Below are 21,389 nucleotides of genomic sequence, written 5' to 3' on the forward strand. Positions count from 1 at the left end.
CATGTTTTATACTCAAATTCTCATCCATTTCAGTGAACCGACATGACCAACATTCGCAATGACGGCGCCGCAAGCAGCCTTCTGGAAACAGCCTGGGCCCAGCGCGAAGAAACGCTCTATACAGCCCTGTTCGGGGACCTGGGACCGGGCATCTACCCGCTCGACCTGTCCCTGTTCGAACAGCTGTTCAACTGCACGCAAGTCGACCCGCGCTGGCTGCATATCGGCGTGTTCGAATGCCCGCCGACGCCCGAGCGGCCGCACTGGGTCTACGTATCGTCGGGCCTGTCCAACCCATGGGACGACGAACCCGATGCGGAGGAAGAGTGGACGGGACTGGGCCGCGAACTGCTGCTGGAATGCCCGCAGCAGTCGCCATGGGCGCTGGCGCTGGTGCGCAGGTTCGCCGCGTATCAGATGCTGCTGGCGGCTGGCCGCTTCGGTGACCAGGAACCGCTGGACGCCTGGGACCGCATGTCCGTTGGCGGCCCCATCGATGGCCAGCAGTCCGCGCTGAGCGCCATCATCATGGTGCCCAGCGAACATTACCCCGAAGAATATGCACTGGTCTCGGGAAAATTTGCCTTCCTGCAGATTATCGGCCTCAGCGCTGCCGAGCTGGCGCATGGCCGCACGCACGACTTCGAGGACTTGTTGCAGACGCTGGGCGACCAGGGCGCCGCGCCGCTGGTCGACGCCGCACGCCGCAGCATCGTGTAAAACCGCAGGGCCGATTCGCCGGAAATTAGGATACTGCGCCCTTCGTCGTTTAAGATGACGTTTTACCAGCCCATCTTCAGCGCCCCCATGCACAATGTCTTGCTAGTCCTGCTCGCCCTCTTCCTGGTCGCGCTGAACGGTTTTTTTGTTGCCGCCGAGTTTGGCATCGTCACATTGCGGCGCACGCGCATCCGCGCCATCGCCAAGACGCAGGGACTGCGGGGCCGCATCCTGGCCAAGGTGCATGGCCAGCTGGACGCCTACCTGTCCGCCTGCCAGCTGGGCATCACCCTGGCGTCGCTGGGCCTGGGCTGGGTCGGCGAGCCGGCGTTCGCCGGCCTGCTTGAGCCGCTGTTCGGCGCCATCGGCGTCACCTCGCAAGAGCTGATCCATGGCGTCTCCTTCGTCGTCGCCTTCAGCGTGATTTCCTTCCTGCACATCGTCGTGGGCGAACTGGCGCCCAAATCGATGGCCATCCGCAACCCGGAAGCCGTCGGCCTGTGGAGCGCGATTCCCCTGTATGGTTTCTACTGGACCATGTACCCGGCCATCTACCTGCTCAACGCCAGCGCCAACTGGGTGCTGCGCCTGGCGGGCCTGTCCGGCAAGGGCGGCCACGACGCCCATTACTCGTCCGAAGAATTGAAACTGATCCTGCGCACCAGCCAGCCCGGCGAAAAGTTTACGCGCGACGAGCGCAACATCCTGGCGCAGTCGCTCGATTTCGAACAGATGACGGTGTCGGACCTGATGCGCCCGATCAATGAAGTGATCGCCCTGCACGCGTCGAATACCCTGGAAGAAAACCTCGACACGGTGCTGCGTAACCGCTTCAGCCGCTACCCGTATTTCGACACGAATGAAGACGACGTGCTCGGTGTCGTGCACCTGAAGGATCTGTTCTTTGCCCAGCAGGCGGGCAAGCCGATCACCTCGCTCACGCCGTTCCTGCGTCCCGTGGACATCATTTCCGCGCGCACGCCGGCACTGGAACTGTTCCGCCGCTTCCGCGACGGCGCCCCGCACTTCGCCCTGATCGGCGAAAAAGGCAAACGCCCGCTGGGTTTCATTACGCTGGATAACTTGCTCGGCGCCATGGTCGGCGAAATCCGCGATGAATTCCGCCGCAATGAAAACGACTGGCTCAAGCAAAGCGACGGCACCCTGATCGGCAAGGCCAGCCTGCCCATCTTCTCGCTCGAACGCATCCTCGGCATCGATATCGAAAACGAGGAGCTGGGGCTGGACGACGTGGAATCGGTGGGCGGCTTGATCATGGTCAAGCTCGGTGACATTCCCAAGCAGGGTCAGCGCATCACCTTTGTCGACTTCGACATCGTCGTCAAGAAGATGAATGGGCCCCGCATCGTGCTCATTAAAGTGATCCCGAAGCAGGAGCGCGACCTGGATGCGGATTTAAGAGATTAACTACTTCTTGCTCGTCAGGGTATCTTTGCCCTGCGGCACGGTGGTCTCGCCTACCGTCCACGTTTGCAGCAAGCTGTACAGCACCGCCAGCAGGGTCGGCCCGATAAAGATGCCGACGAAGCCGAAGGCCAGCACGCCGCCCAGCACGCCGAGCAGCACCAGCAGGAACGGCAGGCTGCTGCCGCGGCTGATCAGCATGGGTTTCACCACGTTATCCACGCCGCTGATCAGCAAGCCTCCCCACACCAGCATAAAGATGCCCCAGCCCGTCTGGCCGTCATTGAACAGCCAGATGGCCGCGCCGCCCCAGATCAAGGGCGGTCCCACGGGGATCAGCGAAAAGATGAAGGTGGCCACGCCCAAGAGGGCCACGGCCGGCACGCCGGCGATCAAAAAGCCCACCACAGCCACCAGCGCTTGCGCCAGCGCCGTGCCCAGCAAGCCGTACATGACGCCGCGCACGGTGCGGCTGATGGTCAGGCCCACGCCCGGCGCGCTGTCGCCGATGATGCGGCCGGCGCCCGTCATCAGGGCGCGGCTCAGCTGCTGGCCGTCGCGGTAGAGGAAGAAGCTGACGAAGACGGCCAGGCTGGTCTGCGCCAGGCCCGTACCCAGCAGGATGCCGCCGGAAGCGAGGAAGTGGCGCGCCGGTTCCAGCATCGTCTTGCCTAAATTGAGCAATTCCTCGCGGTCAGCGAGCAGGCGATCCACGTAGCCGGCGATGGTTTCGCCCACCACGGGAATGCTGGCCAGCCAGGCCGGTGGATGCAGGCTGCCCGTTTCCAGTGCCGCGCGCAGCTGTTCATAGATGCGCGACACATTGTCGGCCAGGTTGTAGGTGACGAGGGCCAGTGGCAGCACGATGACGAGCAGCAGCGACAGGGTCATGATGGCGGCCGCCCAGTTGCGCCGGCCTTTCAGGCGTTCGAGCAGCAGCAGGTACAAAGGCCAGCTGGAAATGCCCACGCAGGCGGCAAACAGCATGGCAGCGAGGAAGGGCCGCAAGACGAAAAAGCAGCCGATCAACAGGAAGATGATGGCTGCCAGGCGGGCGTGGGGCTCGAAACGTTTGTCCATGTACTGCATGTCCTGAAGATGGCGCCTAGCGGCGCGACCGGATCAGGATAGCAGAAGTTTAAGATCGTGCGCGATGGCGGCGGGCTTTTCGCCGTGGCGCACGAACAGGCGGATCTTGCCTTCGCGGTCGAACACATAGGTGCCGGCCGTGTGGTCGACCGTGTAGCTGCTGTCCGTCTCGCCCTCGACCTTGGCGTAATACACCTTGAATTCCTTGGCCACCCTGGCCGTCGCGGCCGCGTCGCCATACAGGCCGACGAAACGCTTGTCGAAGGCCGGCACATATTGCGCCAGCAAGGCTTGCGTGTCGCGCTCGGGGTCGACGGTGACAAACAGCACTTGCACTTTATCCGCCTGCGGGCCCATCTCCCGCATCACCTGGGCCATGTCGGCCATGGTGGTAGGGCACACGTCCGGGCATTGCGTGTAGCCGAAGAACACCAGCACCAGCTTGCCCTTGTAGTCGGCCAGGGTGCGCGGGTGGCCCGTGTGGTCCGTCAGCGCGAACTCGCGCGCATAGCCGAGGCCCGTCACGTCCGTGTTCTTGAATGCCAGCTTGGTCGCGGCAGGCTTGCCGCAGCCGGCCAGGACGGCGACCAGCGCGGCCGCCAACAACAGGGTCAGGTATTTTTTCATGTGCCGATAGGAATGTAGTGGTCAACCAGCAAGGCCGCGAACAGCAAGGCCAGGTAGATGATGGAAAACGTAAACGCCTTGCGCGCGATCAAATCAGTGTAGTGGCGGTACATCTTCCACGCGTAGTACAGGAAGCCGGCGTTGAGCACCACGGCCGAAGCCAGGTAGATCAGGCCGCTCATGCGCACGGCGTACGGCAGCAAGGTGGTGGCGGCCAGAGCGATCGAGTACAGCCAGACGTGGAATTGCGTGAATTTCAAGCCGTGCGTGACGGGCAGCATGGGCAGGCCCGAGCGCGCGTAATCGTCGCGGCGGTACATGGCCAGGGCCCAGAAATGCGGCGGCGTCCAGACGAAAATGATCAGGACCAGCAGCCACGCCTGCATCGGCACGTCGTTGGCGACGGCCGCCCAGCCCAGCGCGGGCGGCATGGCGCCGGACAGGCCGCCGATGACGATGTTTTGCGGGGTGGCGGGCTTGAGCACCATGGTGTAGATCAGCGCGTAGCCGACAAAGGTGACAAAGGTCAGCCACATGGTCAGCGGATTGACGAGGTGATACAAAATCGCCATGCCCAGGCCGCCGATCACCAGCGCGAATACCACCGTCTGTTTCACCGTGATGTCGCCCATGGCCATCGGACGGCGCGCCGTGCGGGCCATGCGCGCATCGATCTCGCGCTCGGCCAGGCAATTGACGGCAAACGCGGCGCCGGCCAGCAGCCAGATGCCGATGGTGCCGAACACCACCGCGTGCCAGTCCGGCAACTCCTCGCTGGCCAGGAACATGCCGATGACGGCGCAAAACACGGCCAGTTGCGTCACGCGGGGCTTGGTCAGCGCCCAATATTGGGCGATGCGGGGGGATGGTTTACGGCTGATGGTCTGAGTAGTCATTTATGCGATACGGGAAGGACTGGCTGGTGCCGAGGGCACTGGCGCGGAGGCGGAAGCAGATTTCCGCGCTACATCGAGTTGGAATTTAGCCTTGTAGTTTAACATGGTCAGCAATAACACGAGCAGCGCCGCCCCGCCGTTATGCATGACGGCAATCGACAATGGCCAGCTCAGGTAGATCGTCGCCAGGCCCGTGGCCGCCTGCAGAACCAGCACCAGCGCCACCCAGCGTGCCGTGCCGCGCAAGGACGGCAGTTTCCACGCGCGAAACACCGTATAGCCGATGCCAGCCAGCACGATGAAGGCGAAATTGCGGTGCACCCAGTGGATGGCCGTCAGCGCGGAAAACGGTAAATAATGGCCGGCGGCCGTCTTGCCCAGTTCGCGCCACAGATGGAAACCATGCTCGAAATCCATTTCCGGAATGACCTTGCCGCCGCACAGGGGGAAATCCGTGCAGGCCAGGGTGGCGTAGTTGGTGCTCACCCAGCCGCCCAGCGCGATCTGCACGGTCAACAGCACCAGCGAAAAGATGGCCAGCGCGCGCACAGGGCGCAGCACGGCAGCGTCCGCATCGGCGCGCAGCAGGGGTTGGACGGCATGGTCCTGGCGCCCGCCCAGCCATGTCAGCATGGCCAGCAAGCCCATGCCCAGCAGCAAGTGGATGGTGACGATCACGGGCTGCAGTTTCAGGGTCACGGTCCAGGCCCCGAACGCGCCCTGCAGGCAGACGAACAGGAACAGCGCCGTGGGCAGCGCGGGCGCAAATTCCTCGCGTTTGCTTTTCTTCCACTGGCGCCACGCCTGCACCATCATCGCCACGATCAAGACGCCTATGGCCATGGCCAGGTAGCGGTGGGTCATTTCGATCCAGGCCTTGACCACCGTCACGGGGCCCGTCGGCATCAGCGTTTCCGCCGCCACGATGTGCTCGTGCGCGAGGAAAGGATTGGCCGAGCCATAGCAGCCGGGCCAGTCCGGGCAACCGAGGCCGGAATCGGACAGGCGCGTAAAGCCGCCAAACATGATCAGGTCGACCGTCAAAAAGACGGCGATCCACACGAGCTTGCGGTATTTATTGGCGTCCGCGGACACCCAGACCATGGTCAGCGGCAGCAGCGCCACCAGCAGACCCGTCAAGCCCAGCTGGGCCAGCGCGGAGAGATGCATCGTCGGCATGCAGACCCCTCAACCGATCGCCGAAGCTTTGAGCAGCTTGGCGATGTCTTTCTTGATCTTGTTCGGGTCCGCGTCTTTCGGGAAGCGCATCATCAGATTGCCCAGCGGATCGATCAGGTAGAAATGGTCGCTGGTCTTGCCGCCCGGCTCCACGGGCAGCCATGCTTTCAAGGCGTCGCTATTGACGCGCAGCATGCTGGTGCCGTCGAATTCGCGCATCACGAGCGTATCGAGCGGCTGGGCATCCGTCACCAGCCAGACCCGTTCCAGGCGTTCGCGTTCCTTGCCCTGCATGAGGCGCAGTTGTTGCATGTCAAACAATTGCTTCTTGCATGTTTCCTGGCAATCGGACGGCCCTGTCTGCAGCAGCACCCACTTGCCCTTGAATTGCGCCAGCGGCGACGCCTTGCCGTCCAGTTCCGTCACCTGCAGCGCTGCCTCGGGTATCGGGTACAAACGCGGGTCGATCAGGGCGCCGTAATTGTTGCGGCCCGTGGGCTTGATGATGTAATACGTGAAATACGAGGCGATGATGGGAAACGCGCATACGGCCACGACGGCCAGCAGTTTCCACCGTCCCGTATTCTGTGCCTGTTTATTGCTGCTGTCTTGCGTTGCTTCAGGGTTGTTTGTTTGCACGTCGAAATCCTGTAAAGACAAAAAATAGAAAAGCCATCAGTGCCAGTGCGTACCACTGGAATGCATAGCCGCGGTGCTTGTCGGCGCCCAAGTCCGGCGCCGGCCAGTCGCGCACGGGAAGCTGGCTGGACGCTGGCGCCGCTGCTGGGTCGACTGTTTGTTCGAGAATGAATGGTTGCAAGGCCAGGCCACTGGCCTGGGCCAGCTGGCCGATATTGGCATTTTGCACGATGGCGTGCGGCGCCAGGGCCGGCGCCGTGCCCAGCTCCATCACATGGCCTGCGTTCAGGCGCGCGATGCCGGAAATCGTCACCGTGCCGGCCGGTGTCGTGTAATCGGGCATGCGCGTGCGCTCGGCATTGTTGCGCGGCAGCCAGCCTTGCGCCACGAGAACGTGCATGGCTGAACCGTCGATCTGGAATGGCGTGAGCACATGAAAACCGGCCTGGCCCTTGTAGGGGCGGTTGTTCAGGTAGACCGTCCAGGCGGGCACGAAATGGCCCGTGACGGTGACCCTGCGGTATTCGATCGCTTGCGCATCGGCCGGCAGCATCGGCGCGGCCGTCAAGGACAGCGGCGCGGCCTGGTTGCCCGCTTCCAGCCTGGCGGCGCGCGCGACTTTCTCGTCGCCACGGCGCTGCTGCCATTGCGCCAGCGACACGCCCAGGGCCACCAGTAGCAGCATTACAACAAATGGAATCCATCTAAAATGGAAGCGGATACGCATTACAATGAAACCTCCTCAAGCCTGGCGCTACCATCCATGAAAATCCTCGTTGCCATCGCCTTCATCCTGATCCTGGGCAGCCTGGGCTCGGCCCTGTTCTTCCTCATGCGCGACAAGGGCAAGAGCAACCGCACCGTGCAGGCGCTGGCCCTGCGCGTGGGCTTGTCGATCACTCTGTTCCTGCTGATCCTGCTGGCGCATCATCTGGGCTATATCCAGCCGACGGGCATACACTAAATGCTGGGGTCAGACCCGCGGGGGAATGCGCCTCAATGGGGCGGATTCCGATCCCGCAGGGCCTGACCCCGGTGCTAACGACGTTGCTTGGTTAGCAAAATTCTTAAACTAAGAAAAAAGCCGTACCCAGGATGTCCCGGTACGGCTTTTTTTATGGTGCCGGCGCACGCATCAACGACGCGTGCCCTGCCCCGCCATTATAACCAATACACGACCACGTACAGGCCCAGCCAGACAACGTCGACAAAGTGCCAGTACCAGGCGGCGCCTTCGAAACCGAAGTGGTGTTCCGGCGTGAAATGGCCTTTCAGCACGCGGTACAGGATGACGGACAGCATGATGGCGCCCAGGGTCACGTGGAAGCCGTGGAAGCCCGTCAGCATGAAGAAGGTGGCGCCGTAGATGCCGGACGTCAATTTCAAGTTCAGTTCGCTGTAGGCGTGCATGTATTCGTAGACCTGGAAGCCCATGAAGATGGCGCCCAGCAAGATCGTGGCGAACAGGAACAGGGCCGTCATGCCGCGGTGGCCGGCGCGCAGCGCGTGGTGCGAGATGGTCAGGGTGACGCCCGACAGCAGCAGCAAGGCCGTATTGATGGTCGGAATCCAGAACGGCGTCATGGTGGTGAATTCCTGCACCGTGCCGGCCGGGCCCGTATTGCCCCATTGAGCGGCGAAATCGGGCCAGATCACCTTGTGGTCGAGGTCGGCCAGCCATGGCATCGAGATGCTGCGCGCATAGAACAGGGCGCCAAAGAAGGCGGCGAAGAACATGACTTCGGAAAAGATGAACCAGCTCATGCTCCAGCGGAACGAGTGGTCGATGCGCTCGCTGTACAGGCCCTGCTCCGATTCGCTGATGGCGTCGCCGAACCAGAAATACAGCACCAGCAGGATGCCGGCCAGGCCCAGGTAATTGACGTACGGCCCCCAGGAGACGTCGTTGACCCAGGCCGAGGCGCCGATCATGGTCAGCAGCAGGCTGGCGCCGCCCAGCATGGGCCAGCGCGACGGGCCGGGCACGAAATAATAAGGTACGGCGGCGTGGTTGGAACTCATCATCATCTCCTCAAAAACTTATAGGGTGGTTTTTTATAATTTATAAAACGACGAATTTAACAATTGAAATCAGGATGCCGATCAGGCAAGCCACCACCAGGAAGCCGGCGATGACAATGTGCACGGGATTGAGCTTGGCCGAATCCGTGTCGAAATCGCTCTTGCGGCGCAAGCCCGTGAACGACCACACGACGGCGCGCAGCGAATACAGGAACGACGCTTTTTCAGGCTGCTTGGATTCGCCCATGCCACTCTCCTATTGGACGGCCGGCGTCTGAGCCTGGCTCAGACCGGCAATCTCGAAAAACGTGTACGACAGCGTGATGGTTTTGACCTCTTTCGGCAGGGCCGGATCGAGGAAGAACACCACCGGCATCTGCCGCGCTTCCTTGGCCTTCAGGGTCTGCTGCTTGAAGCAGAAGCATTCGACCTTCTTGAAATGCGGCGTGGCGCTCTGCGGCGCGTAGCTGGGGATCGCTTGCGCGTTGACGACGCGGTTTTGCGTGTTGACCACTTCATACATGACGGTCACCAGTTCGCCCGGATGCACCTGCATGCTCGACACGGTCGGGCGGAAGCGCCATGGCCCCTGCGCATTGCCGTCGAACTCGACGGTGATGCTGCGCGTCGTGTCGACCTGCGTATTGTTGTCGTAAGCCACCGTGCCATCTTTTTGCGTCAGCACGTTGATGCCCATCACTTCGCAAATCTGCTTGTAGACGGGAATCAGGGCATAGCCAAAACCGAACATCAGCACGGCAATGACAAGCAGCTTGCCCAGCATCTTGCGGTTCAGGCCGCGTGTTTCCTGTTGATGGGGCGTCGTCACGTCAGAGCCACATGCGCTTGACGAACACGGACAGGAAGAAGAAGGCCGCCAGGCCCCCCAGTATCAGTCCGGTACGCAGGTTGTTCGGTTTTTTACGCTCAGTTTTCACTTCGGTCATGACAGGCACTTTATTCAAGACGGGCCGCGCAACACGCCGGCCCGGAATACCTTATTTCACGGTCGGCGGCGTTTCAAACGTGTGGAAAGGCGCCGGGCTCGGCACGGTCCATTCCAGGCCTTCCGCGCCTTCCCATGGTTTCGCTGGCGCAGCCTTGCCGCCGCGGATAGTCGGCAAGACCACGAAGAACAGGAAGTACACCTGCATCAGGCCGAAACCGAAGCCGCCGATCGAGGCGATCATGTTGAAGTCCGTGAACTGCGCCGGATAGTCGGCGTAGCGGCGCGGCATGCCGGCCAGGCCCAGGAAGTGCATCGGGAAGAAGGTCACGTTGAACGTGATCAGGGACAGCCAGAAGTGGATCTTGCCGCGCGTTTCGTTGTACATATGGCCCGTCCATTTCGGCGACCAGTAGTAGAAGCCGGCGAACAGGGCAAACAGCGAACCGGCCACCAGCACGTAGTGGAAATGCGCCACCACATAATAGGTATCCTGCAGCTGGATGTCGATCGGCGTGACAGCCAGGATCAGGCCCGTGAAGCCGCCCATGGTAAACACGAAGATGAAACCGACCGAGAACAGCATCGGCGTCTCGAACGTCATCGAGCCCTTCCACATCGTGGCGATCCAGTTGAACACTTTCACGCCCGTCGGCACGGCGATCAGCATGGTCGCGTACATGAAGAACAGCTGGCTCGTCACCGGCATGCCGGTGGTAAACATATGGTGCGCCCAAACGATGAAGGACAGGATCGCGATCGAGGCTGTGGCATACACCATCGACGCGTAGCCGAACAAGGGCTTGCGGGCAAACGCGGGCAGTATCTGCGAGACGATGCCGAAGGCCGGCAGAATCATGATGTAGACCTCTGGGTGGCCGAAGAACCAGAAGATGTGCTGGTACATGACGGGGTCGCCGCCGCCTGCCGCATTAAAGAACGAGGTGCCGAAATGGCGGTCCGTCAGCGTCATGGTAATGGCGCCGGCCAGCACGGGCATGACGGCGATCAGCAGATAGGCGGTAATGAGCCAGGTCCAGCAGAACATTGGCATTTTCATCAGGGTCATGCCCGGCGCGCGCATGTTCAGGATGGTAACGATGATGTTGATCGAGCCCATGATGGACGAGGCGCCCATCAGGTGCATGGCGAAAATGGCCATGTCCATGCCAGGGCCCATCTGCGTCGACAGCGGCGCATACAGGGTCCAGCCGGCAGCCGTGGCGCCGCCCGGCACGAGGAAGGACGTGGCCAGCAGCAGCGCGGCCGGCGGCAGCAGCCAGAACGAGAAGTTGTTCATGCGGGCAAACGCCATGTCGGACGCGCCCACTTGCAGCGGGATCATCCAGTTGGCGTAGCCGACGAAGGCCGGCATGATGGCGCCAAACACCATCACCAGGCCGTGCATGGTGGTCAGCTGGTTGAAGAATTCTGGGTGGAAGAATTGCAGGCCTGGGTGAAACAGTTCCGTACGGATCATCAGGGCCAGCACGCCGCCCGACAGCAGCATGATGAACGAGAACCACAGGTACAGGGTACCGATATCCTTGTGGTTGGTGGCAAACAGCCAGCGGCGGTAGCCGGTGGGGTGGTCGTGGGCATGGTCGTGATCGTGACCGGCGTGGTCCAAGGTGCTCGTGCTAGTACTCATATGCGGCTCCTAATTACTTGCGTGCAGCCACGATTTCGGCTGGTTGAACGATGTTCTCTGCGGCCTTGTTCGACCAGGTATTGCGCGTGTAAGTGATCACTGCGGCAATTTCCGTGTCGGACAGCTGTTTCCAGGCTGGCATTTCAGCGGGATACTTGCCGCTCTTTTGCCCGTTCAGCAAGACGTGGATCTGATCCGCTTTCGGACCGTTCACCACCGCCGAGCCGTCCAGTGGCGCAAACGCACCGGGCACGCCCTTGCCTGTCGCCTGGTGGCAGACCACGCAGTTGGCCGCATACACTTTCTCGCCCTTGACTTTCAATTCGTCGATGGTCCACACCTTGCTAGGATCATCAGCCAATGCCGCCATTTCCTTTTGTTTTACATCAACCCAAGCCTTGTAGTCATCGGCTGATACGACCTTGACGACGATGGGCATGAACGCGTGTTCCTTGCCGCACAGCTCGGCGCAATTGCCGCGGAAGGTGCCGATATGGTCAGACTTGAACCAGGTGTCGCGCACGAAACCGGGAATCGCATCCTGCTTGACGCCAAAGGCTGGCACGGACCAGGCGTGAATGACGTCGTTGGCCGTCAGCACCACGCGGATTTTCTTGTTGACCGGCACGACGACTTCGTTATCGACTTCGATCAGGTAGTTTTCGCCGCGTTTTTCCGTCGGTGGCGCGCCTGGCGCACCCACTTGCGAGCGCGGCGTGGCCAGGTTGGAGAGAAAGGAAATGCCTTCGCCCTCGCCTTTCAGGTAGTCATAGCCCCATTTCCACTGCATGCCAGTGGCCTTGATGGTGATGTCGGCGTTCGACGTATCCTTCATGCCGACGACGGTGCGCGTGGCAGGCAGGGCCATGCCGATGACGATCAGGAAAGGCACGACGGTCCAGGCGATCTCGACGGTGGTGCTTTCGTGGAAAGTGGCCGGTTTGTGGCCCAGGGACTTGCGGTGCTTGAAGATGGAATAAAACATGACGCCGAACACGGCCACGAAGATCACCAGGCAGATGATCATCATCAGGGTGTGCAAATCGTAGATTTCATGGGCGATCTGTGTCGCCGGCGGTTGCAGATTCATTTCGAACGGCACGGGACCGCCGGTGCCGGGATAGGTGCCGGCAGCCGGTGCCGCCGTGGCCCATCGCCCGATGCCAAACGCTGTCAAAGACAGCCCGAGCAGCAACGATTGAAGTCGCTTTGCATGTGTCATGTTTTCCCCAACCACCCAAAAAATAATGATATTTTAAACGGCTGCGGACTTCTCCGTACTGGACCGCTGCCGCTCCTCCATGAAAGCAACACGGCCAGAATGCGGCCATGTGCGTCAAGCACCAGCGAATTCCATGCTGGCTGCCGCAGCAAAAACGGCGGCGCGCAACCATGCTGGAACCCTGTTTTTCTTCCCCACATCGAAATGGCCTCGTGTGGAAGATGGTTACTATACTAATGCAGTAACTTCGAATTCGTCTCGCTTTGTTTTTTTTATTTTGTATGCAGCCCTTGTTTTTTCTACTTAACAAGCTGACAAACAATCAACGATTATAATCAAGTAAACTTGAATCCATCAAGCAATAATCGGCTTTGTGCGCGCCCTTCTCCCGGCCGCCGCGCGCTTTGCAACGCTTGCTGCAACATTAACGCGCGGATGCCGACCAAGTGTCGGTTTCTTTACGCTTTTATTTGGGTTTGCGCGGCAAGTCGAATCGAATGATGGCTTCCCCGTTGCGCGTCACGCGCGGTGCGGGACGGAAGGCGTGGCCATAGATCACCTCGAAACTCAGGCCCAGCTTGCCGTCGGGGCGGCGTGTTTTTTCCAGCGCGGCCAGCATGCGCTGCCAGGCCGTCTTGCCCATCAGGCCGCGCCGGCGCGTGGTCAGCGGGTTGCCGCCAAAGGCACGCACGTCCGCCAGCAGTTTTTCCGCCGTGTCGTAGGTCACCGTGATGATCTCCATATCCAGCACGGGCGTGGAAAAACCCGTCTCGACGAGCATGTCGCCAAAGTCGTGCATGTCGACAAAGGGCAAGGCGTGCGGATACAAGTCCGCCTCGGCAAAGGCGTCGCGCACTTCGCGGAAGGTGTCGGGACCGAAACAGGAAAACATCAGCAAGCCGTCTAGGCGCAGCGCGCGCCGCCATTCGGCAAACACGCGGTCGGGCTGGGCATGCCAGTGCAGCGCCAGGTTGGACCACACGAGGTCGATGCTGCCCTGCGCCAGCGGCAAGTCGCCGAGGTCGCCGCACAGCAAATCCACGCCCGCCTTGGCCGGCAAGAGTTTGCTGAGGAACTGGTTCAGACTGGCCAGTTTCGACGCGGGCGCGCGCGCCGCCTGCATCATCGCTTGCGCTGCATCGAGACCGATAATCTGCGCGGCGGGATAATCCTTTTGCAGCTGCGCCAGGTCCGCACCCGGACCGCAGCCGGCGTCAAGCACGCGGTGCGGCGTGATTTTCACCAGCTCCAGGCGCTCGTGCATGCGTGCCGACACTTCGCGGCGCAGGAAGTCCGATGGCGCAACGCGCGCCGGACGGGAAAAGAAATCGCGTACTTGCACCGCATCGATGGGCGCACTCATTTTGGGCGGACTGGTGGGAACTGGCATGTTGAATCGGGTGAGGTGAGATAATGTCGGCAGTGTACATGGAACGACGCCATCGCGATGCGAACCGCCAGCCGGCACCGCCTTGATGCCGCGTGGCAGGCGCTGCGCCAGTGGCTGGGCGCCACGGTGTTGCCGGCCCAGTGCGCGCTGTGCGGCATCGGCTGCCCGCAAGTGCTGTGCCCGCCCTGCCGCGCGCAGTATCTGGGGCAACTGCGCCACCGCTGCCGCCAGTGCGCCAATCCGCTCGACGATGTGGCAACACTGTGCGGACGCTGTTTGCGCCAGCGGCCCGCGTATGACGCCACGATCACGGCGTTCGATTATGCGGCGCCCGTCGACCAGTTGCTGCTGCAGCTGAAATTCGGCGCGCGCCTGGCGCTTGCGCCCCTGTTGGCAGAACTGCTGCACGTTGCCATTCAGCAACAACCAGAGTGGGAAGCGCCGCATCTGCTGTGCCCAGTGCCTCTTGGCCCGGCCCGGCTGGCCGAGCGGGGTTTTAACCAGGCGCTGGAAATTGCCCGTCCGCTGGCGCGCCTGCTGGACGTAGCTTTACAGCCCCGCCTGGCGCTGCGGGTACGCGAAACCCGGGCGCAAAGCGGCGTGGCGCCGCAGGAACGGCAAGCCAACCTGGCGCACGCGTTCGCCATCGCGCCCGAACACGCGCCGCTATTGCAAGGGTGTCATGTCGGCATCGTCGACGACGTGATGAGCAGCGGCCATACCGTCAACGCCCTGGCCGCCGCCTGCAAGAGCGAAGGCGCGGCCAGGGTCAGCATATTGGTGGTGGCGCGCACGCCGCCACGCTAGCATCACTTATATAAGGAGAGCATTTTGTTTCACGTTGTTTTGGTAGAACCTGAAATCCCGCCCAATACGGGTAACGTCATCCGCCTGTGCGCGAATACGGGTGCGCAGCTGCACCTGGTCGAACCGCTGGGCTTTCCGCTCGACGATGCCAAGATGAAGCGCGCCGGCCTCGATTACCACGATTACGCCAACATGAAGGTGCACAAGAATTGGGAAGCGTTCCTGGCCGACACCCAGCCCGACCCATCCCGCATGTTCGCCATGACGACGCGCGGCTCGCGCCCGTTCGGCGACGTGGCCTTCCTGCCGGGCGACGTGTTCGTGTTCGGCTCGGAAACAAAAGGCCTGGACCCGGCCCTGCGCGACGGCTTTCCCGCCGAGCAACGCATCCGCCTGCCGATGCGCCCGGACAACCGCAGTTTGAATTTATCGAATACGGTGGCCGTCGTCGTGTATGAAGCGTGGCGCCAGCATGGCTACCAGGGCGGCGCGTAGGTCGGATTAGGCCCAAGGGGCCGTAATCCGACAACATTGTTGGCGTTAGTGGTGTTGTCGGATTACGCGGGGCTTTACCCCGCTAATCCGACCTACCCGTTTGCATACGGCGATCAGCGCAGCGCCAGCTGCGCGTCAACGCGCGTATCCACATCCAGCATCACCAGCTGCGTACGCAGGTCGCGCGTGGCGGCCAGCTTGCCGTTCACGTACAGATTCGTCCTGACGCCATACACGCCTTGCGATACGCCTTCTGGAAAGGTCAGCTGGAACGAGTTTTCAAAGCGCCCGCCCGATTTGTTGTTGCTGGCCAGGGCTTTCGAGCCGGACTTGAATGGCTGGCCTTGCGGATCGAGCACCACCAGCTCTTCGCGCACGTCGTTGACGCTCTGCGCGCTGCCATTGACCAGTTCCACCACCGAATTCACCTTGAACGGCTGGCCGCGCTTGACGGTCGAGGCGCTCAGCTGCGGCGTGTACGACACCACTTGCGGCTCGCGCGGCAGCGCGCCGCGTGTGCGGATGTAGTCGCGGTCCGCCTGCGCCGCCGTCTTGGTCTGGCGCGAATTGACATTGATGGCCAGGCAGCCAGCCGCCGCCAGGCCGCCGCCGATGGCCGCACCTTTCAGCGCGCCATTCTTGCCGCCCGCCAGCGCACCCAGCAATGCCCCCACGGCCGCGCCGGCAGCGGCCGACGTGCCCACGCTGCACGGGTCTTCATCCGTGGCCGCCTGGGCGCCACCTTGCGGATAGGAACTGTCCTGGCGCACGCCGTTCGGGTTCATCGGCGCCGTGGCGCAGCCGGCCAGCATGGCCGCGATGGTCAGCGCAGCGGCGGCGCGCAAGGTGGTGTGGTTCAGCATGGTGGCTCCCAGATAGCTAATTGATCGTTGTTTCCGTCTGCAGCACTTGCCGTTCGCGCTCGCGGATGCGGCGCGACAGATTGTCGATGCGCGCATTGCCCGGATCGACGCGGCGCGCGCTTTCCAGGTAGGTCTTGGCCGCATCGAACTTACCTTCCAGCAAAGAACGCTCGGCATCGCGCAAGAACGATTGCGCCATCTCGTTGCGCATGGCCGCGCCGCTATCGACGGGCGACGTTTCCAGCGGACGACGTTCGGCCACCGCTGAACGTTCGACCGCGCGCACGGGCGCCGGTTCCTGCTGTGCCGGCGCCGGCACAGCAGCCGGGGTTGAAACGGGCGCAGGCGCGGGCGCCGCAGTTGCCGACAGCGCCTGCACGTCAGCCTTCAGCTGAGACAATTCCACCGCTTCGCGGTCGATCGCTTCCAGCCTGGCGATGCCATTGCGTGCCGCCACCGCATCCTTGCCATCGAACGCCTGGCGCACGCCCACCAGCACGGACGCGGCTGCCGCCTGCTGGCGCGCCAGCTGCTTGCGCAAGGAATCCACGCTCGATGCGCCTGCGCAATCGATGTCGAGCCCGGCAATGCCCTTGGCGGCGCTTTGTAATTGATGGCCATCGATCGCGCGCTCGATGGCGCGCACGCTGCGCTGGCAACCGCTGGACGCGGCACCGGCCTTGCCGATGGCCGCCTGCAAATCGTCGGCCTTGGCGCTGGACTTGCCCGTACACACATTCTTCGCCGTCGCCAGCTTCTGGCGGGCGCCGTCCAGGCTGCCATTCGCTACCAGTTTCAAGCCGCTATCGATGGCGTCATTGCACGCCGATTCATTCTTGCCGCCCGGCTTGCCATTCATGTAGACGATCACGGCCGCCAGCACGGCGATGCCGCCCAGCCAGCGCAGCCACTTGCGCGGCGGTGGCGACACGGGTGGCACCGATGGCGGCACGGGCGCGGGCTTGGGCACGGCTTGCGGCTGGGCCGGCTTCGGCGGCGCTGGCGGTGGAACGACAGCCGGTTTCGGCACCGCTTTCGGCGCAGGCGCAGGCGGCGGCTTGGGCGCTACTGGCGGCGGCACTGGCACAGGCAGCGGCGGCGGCACGGCCGCAGCCGGCTGGGTAGCACCAGCCACCACGTGACCGCAATACGGGCAATGGCTGACAACGGTCCACAGACCCGTCTTGCATTTGTTGCAAATATCCAAAACTAATCCTTCATTCCAACGTCATTCCAGCGTTCACAGTGGCGGCGGCATCAACGGTGGCGGCGCGCTGAGGAACAAGGGCGCCAGTTCGGGGAACTGGGCCAGGTCGGCCCAGGCCGGCAAGCCGGCGCGCCACACCTTGGTGGTGCCTGGTGCGACCTGTCCCGCCTGTACGTATTGCACGATCTGCTGGGCCGTGAACGGTCCCTGCTGCTGGCCATTAATACCCAGGAAATACTGGTATTCCACCAGCGGCGGCGGCATGCCGCCCAGCGGTGGCGGCGCCATGCCGAACACGGCTGCCGCCGGGGCAGCGGCCGCGCCGGCCGGGCGCAGCAATTGTTCGAGGCGCCCCGCTTCCAGCATTTCCGCCTTGATCGCATATTTCAAACGGGGCTGGCCGTCCGCTTCCGGCTCGCGCACTTCCCAGTCGTAGGCATCGCTGTCGGAGTCGCCGATGACGTTCGCCCACTCCTTCAGGCGGCCCAGCAGGGTTTGCACCGTGCGGTCGAGCTCATCGCTGGCCATGCCCTTGCGGCGCGCCGATTCGCGCAGGCGCGCGCCCACTTCGGCGGAAATGGCGCTGCCAAAACCGACGTACGGCAGTTGCGAACCATCGGCCTGCGCCACCAGCTTGGGCGCATACACGGTGCGTTCATAGTATTTTGCCAGCGCCGCCATGGCGGCAGTCTGCACGGCGTCAAGCGCCGTCAATTTTTCTTCGATGCGCAGGGCGATATTTTTCTCGTACGAAGCAGGCATGCCGTTCTGGCGGATGGCCCGCTCGTTGCCGATGCGGCGCAAGTCGCCCGGTTCGACGGCAAACTGGTACTGGCCAGGCGGCACGACCCGGCCCGTGTGGCGCGTCAGCACGCCCAGCATGATCGCTTGCAGGAATTCGCCGAAGTCTTCCGCCAGGCGCTTCATCTCGTCCGTGTTCGGCGCGATCGGGTGCGTAAATTGCGTCGGATCGATATGCGTGTGGGTCGGCGCCTTGTCGTTGTCGCCTTCCTTGCGGTAACTGGTGCGCCAGCCTTCCAGGCCCCGCAGCACCGTCATCGGCACGCCGGCCAGTTCGCAATAGCAGACGGCGCGCCCGCGGATGCCCGTTTCGACGATTTCCAGCTGGCTCACCGTGATGCCCACCTGGGTCGGCACGCACGATTCGAGCTCGGCACCGAATTTGGCCTTGAAGGCGGCCGCATTGGCCACGCCGATCACGCACTTGAACTGGTCCGACACGACCGTGAAGTCGCCCGCCATATTGGCGTCGATCCACGGCATCGAGCAGGCCAGCAGCTTGCGGAAGCGGTCCAGGCGTTCGGACACATCCATCTGTTCCAGCGCCTCGAACAGCGGGTCGGGCGTGCTTGTCGCGCCTTCCACCAGGCTCGTCGTGGCGATCATGTTCTCGGCCATGCGCGTGACTTTGGCCAGGATCAAGCCCCGTTGCGCCGGTTCGCCCAGCATGGGGAACAGCGCTTTCGAGCCGCCCATGTCCTTGAACGCTTCATCGGCCCACTGGCGCAAGGTGGCCGCCGACGGCAGCGCGATGTCTTTTTCCGTGACGGGAATGACGATCAGGGTCGCGTGTTCCTTGTCCAGGTCCTTTTGCAGAATCGTATTCGCCGTTTTGAGTTCCGCCAGCATGGCCAGCACGCCTTCGCGGCCCGTTTGCAGCTCGCCCACCAGGCCATTCCACTGCGCGCGGCCTTGCGCGTCGACGCCGACCCGGTTGCCCAGCCAGCGCGACAGTTCGCCCAGCAGGATGACGGACTCGTCCGCCGCCTTGGCGCGCAGATGGAATTTCAGGGCATTCGCCATTTCCGTGCGCAAGTGATCCATCACCACGCCCGCCTGCTTTTCACCATTGCTGAGGAAACCGAAGGTGCTGCGCGTCTGCTCCAGATTGTTCAGCAGGCGCTCGTATTCGCGCGAACGCACGGCTTCCTTGATTTCGCGGTAGCGCTCGGCATTGTTGCCGATCTGCGCCGTCAGTCCGCTGCCCGGCGCCTCGATGCGGTCCTTGATCTGTTCCACCAGCGACAGCACGTATTCGAGGCCGCCGAATTCCTTGTTGTCCAGGTAGCCATACAGCTGGTCGCGCACGACTTTCTTGACGTCTTCCAGCACTTCGCGGCGGCGCTTGCTGATGCGGTCTTCCGTCGTATCGGCCGTGGAATCCTGGTCGCGCACGGCGTCGCGTTCCAGGTGCTTCATGGCGTCGCGCACCTGCGCCGGCCATTCGCTGCGGTCAAAGCCCGTGCGGATATCGTTGATGCGCGTGTTGACCCGGTTTTCCACGCCGGCCAGCAAGTGGCCGTGGCGGTCTTCCAGCAATTCGTCAACGACGCGGAAATCGATGAAGTCGCCGCTCGAGCGCTTCAGTTCGATGCTCTTGTCGGAAAACTCGGGGAAATCGCTGAACGGCGTGCCCTTCAGGAACATATTGGCAGCGAGGAAGTTATCGCGCTGCGTATCCGTAGCCCGGTTGGCGCCCGCATCCGTGCCGCCCACGCCAAAGAACGCTTGCAGCATGGCGCCGGCCCAGCGGTGAGCCCGCTCGTCGCGCGCCGCTTCCTGGCGCGTGTCGAGCACGGCCATGCCGAACGAGGAAAAGCGCTTCGAGAAATACAGCCGCATGTCGCCGAAACGGTCTTGCGGCACGGGCGCGTTGTACAGCGAGTTCTTGTGCTGCGCCTGGTTGACGGCGATCGAACGCTTGGCGCGCGCGAAGTCGGCCGAGGCGAAATCCTCGAACAGCGAATCGGCCACCATGTGGTAGACGTCGCTCACATCCTTGGTGTGCTGCTGGGCCAGATTGCCCGAGTCGATCAGGTAGACCTCGCTGTACGGCTCACGCGTCAGTTCCGGGCGGTCGTACGCATCCCAGCGGCCCACGTAGCCCTTGTTGCCCATCATGGCCGATTCCAGTTCCATCAGCGCGGCATAGCCATTGGCCTCGACCCGGTCCTTGTTGGCCTTGGTGTAGCCGGTCGGCAAGAACAGCATCAGCTCCACGTCGGCCGCGCCCACTTCGCTGCGCGCCAGCCAGCGCGCCAGCAAGCCCATGTCGAGGAAGGAACCAGAACCCGTGCCGCCCGCCACGGAGCCGACGATGACGATACGGAAACGGTTCGTTTCCATGCGCAAGCCCAGCTCGGCCAGCTGGCGCTCGTGCGACAGGCCCGCCTTCAGCGCTTTCAACTTCAAGCGGATCTTGTCGCGGATCTTCGCGTATTTGTCGAAGAAATACAGGCGCGACACGGCGCGGATCTGGCCGGCGCCACTGCTCATGTCGAAACGCAATTCGCGGATGCGCTGCGGCGTCAGCGGCAGCCACTCCTTGATGTGCGGATACTTTTCCAGGGAATCTTCATCACGGCTGTACTTGTCCATGTCGAACGATTCGACCACCTTGTCATCATCCGTGAACTTCACCTGGTCGAACTGCAAGTCCTTCGCCTGCGACTCGCCGCTTTCGATCACGGCGCCATTGTCGAGGTCGAAATGGATGAATTGCGCGATGGGAAAGTCGGCCAATCCTTCGATGCGCGTGCGGTTGCCCGCGCCGCCCCACAGGGTGTTGAGGACGCGCCGGCGCACGCGCATCAGCACCTGCATGCCCGTGCCGCCGATGCCGATGAACAGGGTCGGGCGCAGTTCGATGATCTTGTCCTGCTTGCGCTCGCTGGCGCCGCCGGTGATGGTTTGGTTCAGGTTCTCTGCCATGGTGATTCCTTGGATAAAACGTGTTACGGCGTGCTTAGCGGCGGCTGGAAGTAAAGGTCAACAGTAACGCAACCAGGCCCACCAGCACCAGCGGTCCCATGAACAGTGGCGCGAGGAATTTATGCGCGTTCACGGCCGCCAGCACGACGCCGGTCGCCAGGCTGGCCAGGAAGATGAACAGCCACCAGCCCGAGGCATTGGCCTTGTTCGGCGGCACGCGCTTGGCGACCAGGCCATTCGCATAGGCATTCTTGGCAAAGAAAAAGGCGATGAACAGCAGCAACAGCACGACGCCGCCGATCAGCGTGTCGCGCGACGAGGTGTCGGTCGTGCTGGCAGGATCGAGCGCGGGCGCCGGCTCGATGGTGGCCGTGGTGGCGGCAGCGCCGGCAGCCGGTGCGTCGGCGGCAGGCGGCGCGGACGCCGGAACTGGCAAAGTAAAACCTGCGTTGTCTTTGGGAGTGTCTTGCGCCATGGTA

23 protein-coding genes are annotated in these 21,389 nt (G+C 62.6%); 6 read left to right on the forward strand and 17 right to left on the reverse strand.

The annotated features are described in order from the left end of the window. The first annotated feature begins 42 nt into the window (after positions 1-42). The gene (locus tag JAB6_RS26530; protein ID WP_070305713.1) at positions 43-720 is read left to right on the forward strand and encodes a suppressor of fused domain protein; all 678 of its coding nucleotides are present in this window, start codon (positions 43-45) and stop codon (positions 718-720) included. Positions 721-807: 87 nt separating this feature from the next. Next, positions 808-2,148, forward strand: a complete 1,341-nt coding sequence (locus JAB6_RS26535) for a hemolysin family protein (protein WP_034749482.1) — start codon at positions 808-810, stop codon at positions 2,146-2,148. Here JAB6_RS26535 and JAB6_RS26540 read toward each other — a convergent pair whose 3' ends face one another. Genes JAB6_RS26540 through JAB6_RS26565 form a run of 6 tightly spaced genes read right to left on the reverse strand, consistent with a single transcriptional unit; the run spans position 2,149 to position 7,302 of the window. Next, positions 2,149-3,225 carry an AI-2E family transporter gene (locus JAB6_RS26540; RefSeq protein ID WP_034748981.1) on the reverse strand — a complete coding sequence of 359 codons (1,077 nt, stop codon included), beginning with the start codon at positions 3,223-3,225 and terminating at the stop codon, positions 2,149-2,151. A gap of 42 nt (positions 3,226-3,267) precedes the next feature. Continuing rightward, positions 3,268-3,861, reverse strand: coding sequence for an SCO family protein (locus tag JAB6_RS26545; RefSeq protein ID WP_070305715.1), 594 nt, complete (start codon positions 3,859-3,861; stop codon positions 3,268-3,270). Beyond that, positions 3,858-4,757 carry a heme o synthase gene (gene cyoE, locus JAB6_RS26550; RefSeq protein ID WP_034748987.1) on the reverse strand — a complete coding sequence of 300 codons (900 nt, stop codon included), beginning with the start codon at positions 4,755-4,757 and terminating at the stop codon, positions 3,858-3,860. The genes JAB6_RS26545 and cyoE overlap by 4 nt, the downstream gene beginning before the upstream one ends. Continuing rightward, on the reverse strand, positions 4,758-5,927 hold the full coding sequence (locus tag JAB6_RS26555; protein ID WP_070305833.1) for a heme A synthase: 1,170 nt from the start codon (positions 5,925-5,927) through the stop codon (positions 4,758-4,760). A gap of 18 nt (positions 5,928-5,945) precedes the next feature. Next, positions 5,946-6,575: a cytochrome C oxidase subunit I gene (locus JAB6_RS26560; RefSeq protein WP_070305717.1), complete on the reverse strand. Its 630-nt coding sequence runs from the start codon at positions 6,573-6,575 to the stop codon at positions 5,946-5,948. Then, positions 6,556-7,302, reverse strand: coding sequence for an SURF1 family protein (locus tag JAB6_RS26565; RefSeq protein WP_070305719.1), 747 nt, complete (start codon positions 7,300-7,302; stop codon positions 6,556-6,558). Before JAB6_RS26565 ends, JAB6_RS26560 begins: the two co-directional genes overlap by 20 nt. Before the next feature lie 36 nt (positions 7,303-7,338). On the opposite strand from JAB6_RS26565, the gene JAB6_RS26570 reads away from it, so the two are divergent. Continuing rightward, positions 7,339-7,539 carry a twin transmembrane helix small protein gene (locus JAB6_RS26570; RefSeq protein ID WP_046683386.1) on the forward strand — a complete coding sequence of 67 codons (201 nt, stop codon included), beginning with the start codon at positions 7,339-7,341 and terminating at the stop codon, positions 7,537-7,539. 197 nt (positions 7,540-7,736) lie between these two features. Here the strand turns inward: JAB6_RS26570 and JAB6_RS26575 are convergent, their stop codons facing one another. From JAB6_RS26575 to coxB, 6 genes are read right to left on the reverse strand one after another with little or no spacing between them, the layout of a single operon-like run. Then, a complete protein-coding gene (locus tag JAB6_RS26575) occupies positions 7,737-8,597 on the reverse strand; it encodes a cytochrome c oxidase subunit 3 (RefSeq protein WP_070305721.1) in 861 nt (286 codons plus the stop codon). A gap of 40 nt (positions 8,598-8,637) precedes the next feature. Continuing rightward, positions 8,638-8,844: a DUF2970 domain-containing protein gene (locus JAB6_RS26580; RefSeq protein WP_034749002.1), complete on the reverse strand. Its 207-nt coding sequence runs from the start codon at positions 8,842-8,844 to the stop codon at positions 8,638-8,640. Positions 8,845-8,853: 9 nt separating this feature from the next. Beyond that, positions 8,854-9,426, reverse strand: coding sequence for a cytochrome c oxidase assembly protein (locus JAB6_RS26585; protein ID WP_083293044.1), 573 nt, complete (start codon positions 9,424-9,426; stop codon positions 8,854-8,856). Position 9,427: 1 nt separating this feature from the next. Next, positions 9,428-9,544: a cytochrome oxidase small assembly protein gene (locus JAB6_RS29600; protein WP_217494662.1), complete on the reverse strand. Its 117-nt coding sequence runs from the start codon at positions 9,542-9,544 to the stop codon at positions 9,428-9,430. A 51-nt stretch (positions 9,545-9,595) separates the two neighbouring features. Next, on the reverse strand, positions 9,596-11,194 hold the full coding sequence (gene ctaD, locus JAB6_RS26590; protein ID WP_034749009.1) for a cytochrome c oxidase subunit I: 1,599 nt from the start codon (positions 11,192-11,194) through the stop codon (positions 9,596-9,598). Positions 11,195-11,207: 13 nt separating this feature from the next. Then, on the reverse strand, positions 11,208-12,416 hold the full coding sequence (gene coxB, locus JAB6_RS26595; protein WP_034749012.1) for a cytochrome c oxidase subunit II: 1,209 nt from the start codon (positions 12,414-12,416) through the stop codon (positions 11,208-11,210). Positions 12,417-12,495: 79 nt separating this feature from the next. On the opposite strand from coxB, the gene JAB6_RS29165 reads away from it, so the two are divergent. Next, entirely contained in the window at positions 12,496-12,723 is a 228-nt protein-coding gene (locus JAB6_RS29165; protein WP_128141319.1) for a hypothetical protein, read from the forward strand. A gap of 159 nt (positions 12,724-12,882) precedes the next feature. Here JAB6_RS29165 and JAB6_RS26600 read toward each other — a convergent pair whose 3' ends face one another. After that, on the reverse strand, positions 12,883-13,806 hold the full coding sequence (locus tag JAB6_RS26600; protein WP_254671811.1) for a methyltransferase domain-containing protein: 924 nt from the start codon (positions 13,804-13,806) through the stop codon (positions 12,883-12,885). A gap of 57 nt (positions 13,807-13,863) precedes the next feature. Here JAB6_RS26600 and JAB6_RS26605 point away from each other — a divergent pair, with 57 nt between their 5' ends. Further along, positions 13,864-14,613 (forward strand): ComF family protein, encoded by a 750-nt coding sequence (locus tag JAB6_RS26605; protein ID WP_070305725.1) that lies wholly within the window; start codon positions 13,864-13,866, stop codon positions 14,611-14,613. Between the two features lie 24 nt (positions 14,614-14,637). Further along, positions 14,638-15,108: a tRNA (uridine(34)/cytosine(34)/5-carboxymethylaminomethyluridine(34)-2'-O)-methyltransferase TrmL gene (gene trmL / locus JAB6_RS26610; RefSeq protein WP_034749018.1), complete on the forward strand. Its 471-nt coding sequence runs from the start codon at positions 14,638-14,640 to the stop codon at positions 15,106-15,108. A gap of 113 nt (positions 15,109-15,221) precedes the next feature. Here trmL and JAB6_RS26615 read toward each other — a convergent pair whose 3' ends face one another. Genes JAB6_RS26615 through JAB6_RS26630 form a run of 4 tightly spaced genes read right to left on the reverse strand, consistent with a single transcriptional unit; the run spans position 15,222 to position 21,385 of the window. Then, on the reverse strand, positions 15,222-15,971 hold the full coding sequence (locus tag JAB6_RS26615) for a hypothetical protein (protein ID WP_070305727.1): 750 nt from the start codon (positions 15,969-15,971) through the stop codon (positions 15,222-15,224). Between the two features lie 16 nt (positions 15,972-15,987). After that, complete coding sequence (locus tag JAB6_RS26620) at positions 15,988-17,178, reverse strand: hypothetical protein (RefSeq protein WP_139143508.1); 1,191 nt, start codon at positions 17,176-17,178, stop codon at positions 15,988-15,990. 33 nt (positions 17,179-17,211) lie between these two features. Next, on the reverse strand, positions 17,212-20,910 hold the full coding sequence (locus JAB6_RS26625) for a tubulin-like doman-containing protein (protein WP_083293046.1): 3,699 nt from the start codon (positions 20,908-20,910) through the stop codon (positions 17,212-17,214). 34 nt (positions 20,911-20,944) lie between these two features. Beyond that, the gene (locus tag JAB6_RS26630; RefSeq protein ID WP_070305732.1) at positions 20,945-21,385 is read right to left on the reverse strand and encodes a hypothetical protein; all 441 of its coding nucleotides are present in this window, start codon (positions 21,383-21,385) and stop codon (positions 20,945-20,947) included. Positions 21,386-21,389: the final 4 nt, after the last annotated feature.

Source organism: Janthinobacterium sp. HH104, from assembly GCF_001758715.1.
Taxonomy (GTDB): domain Bacteria; phylum Pseudomonadota; class Gammaproteobacteria; order Burkholderiales; family Burkholderiaceae_D; genus Janthinobacterium; species Janthinobacterium aestuarii.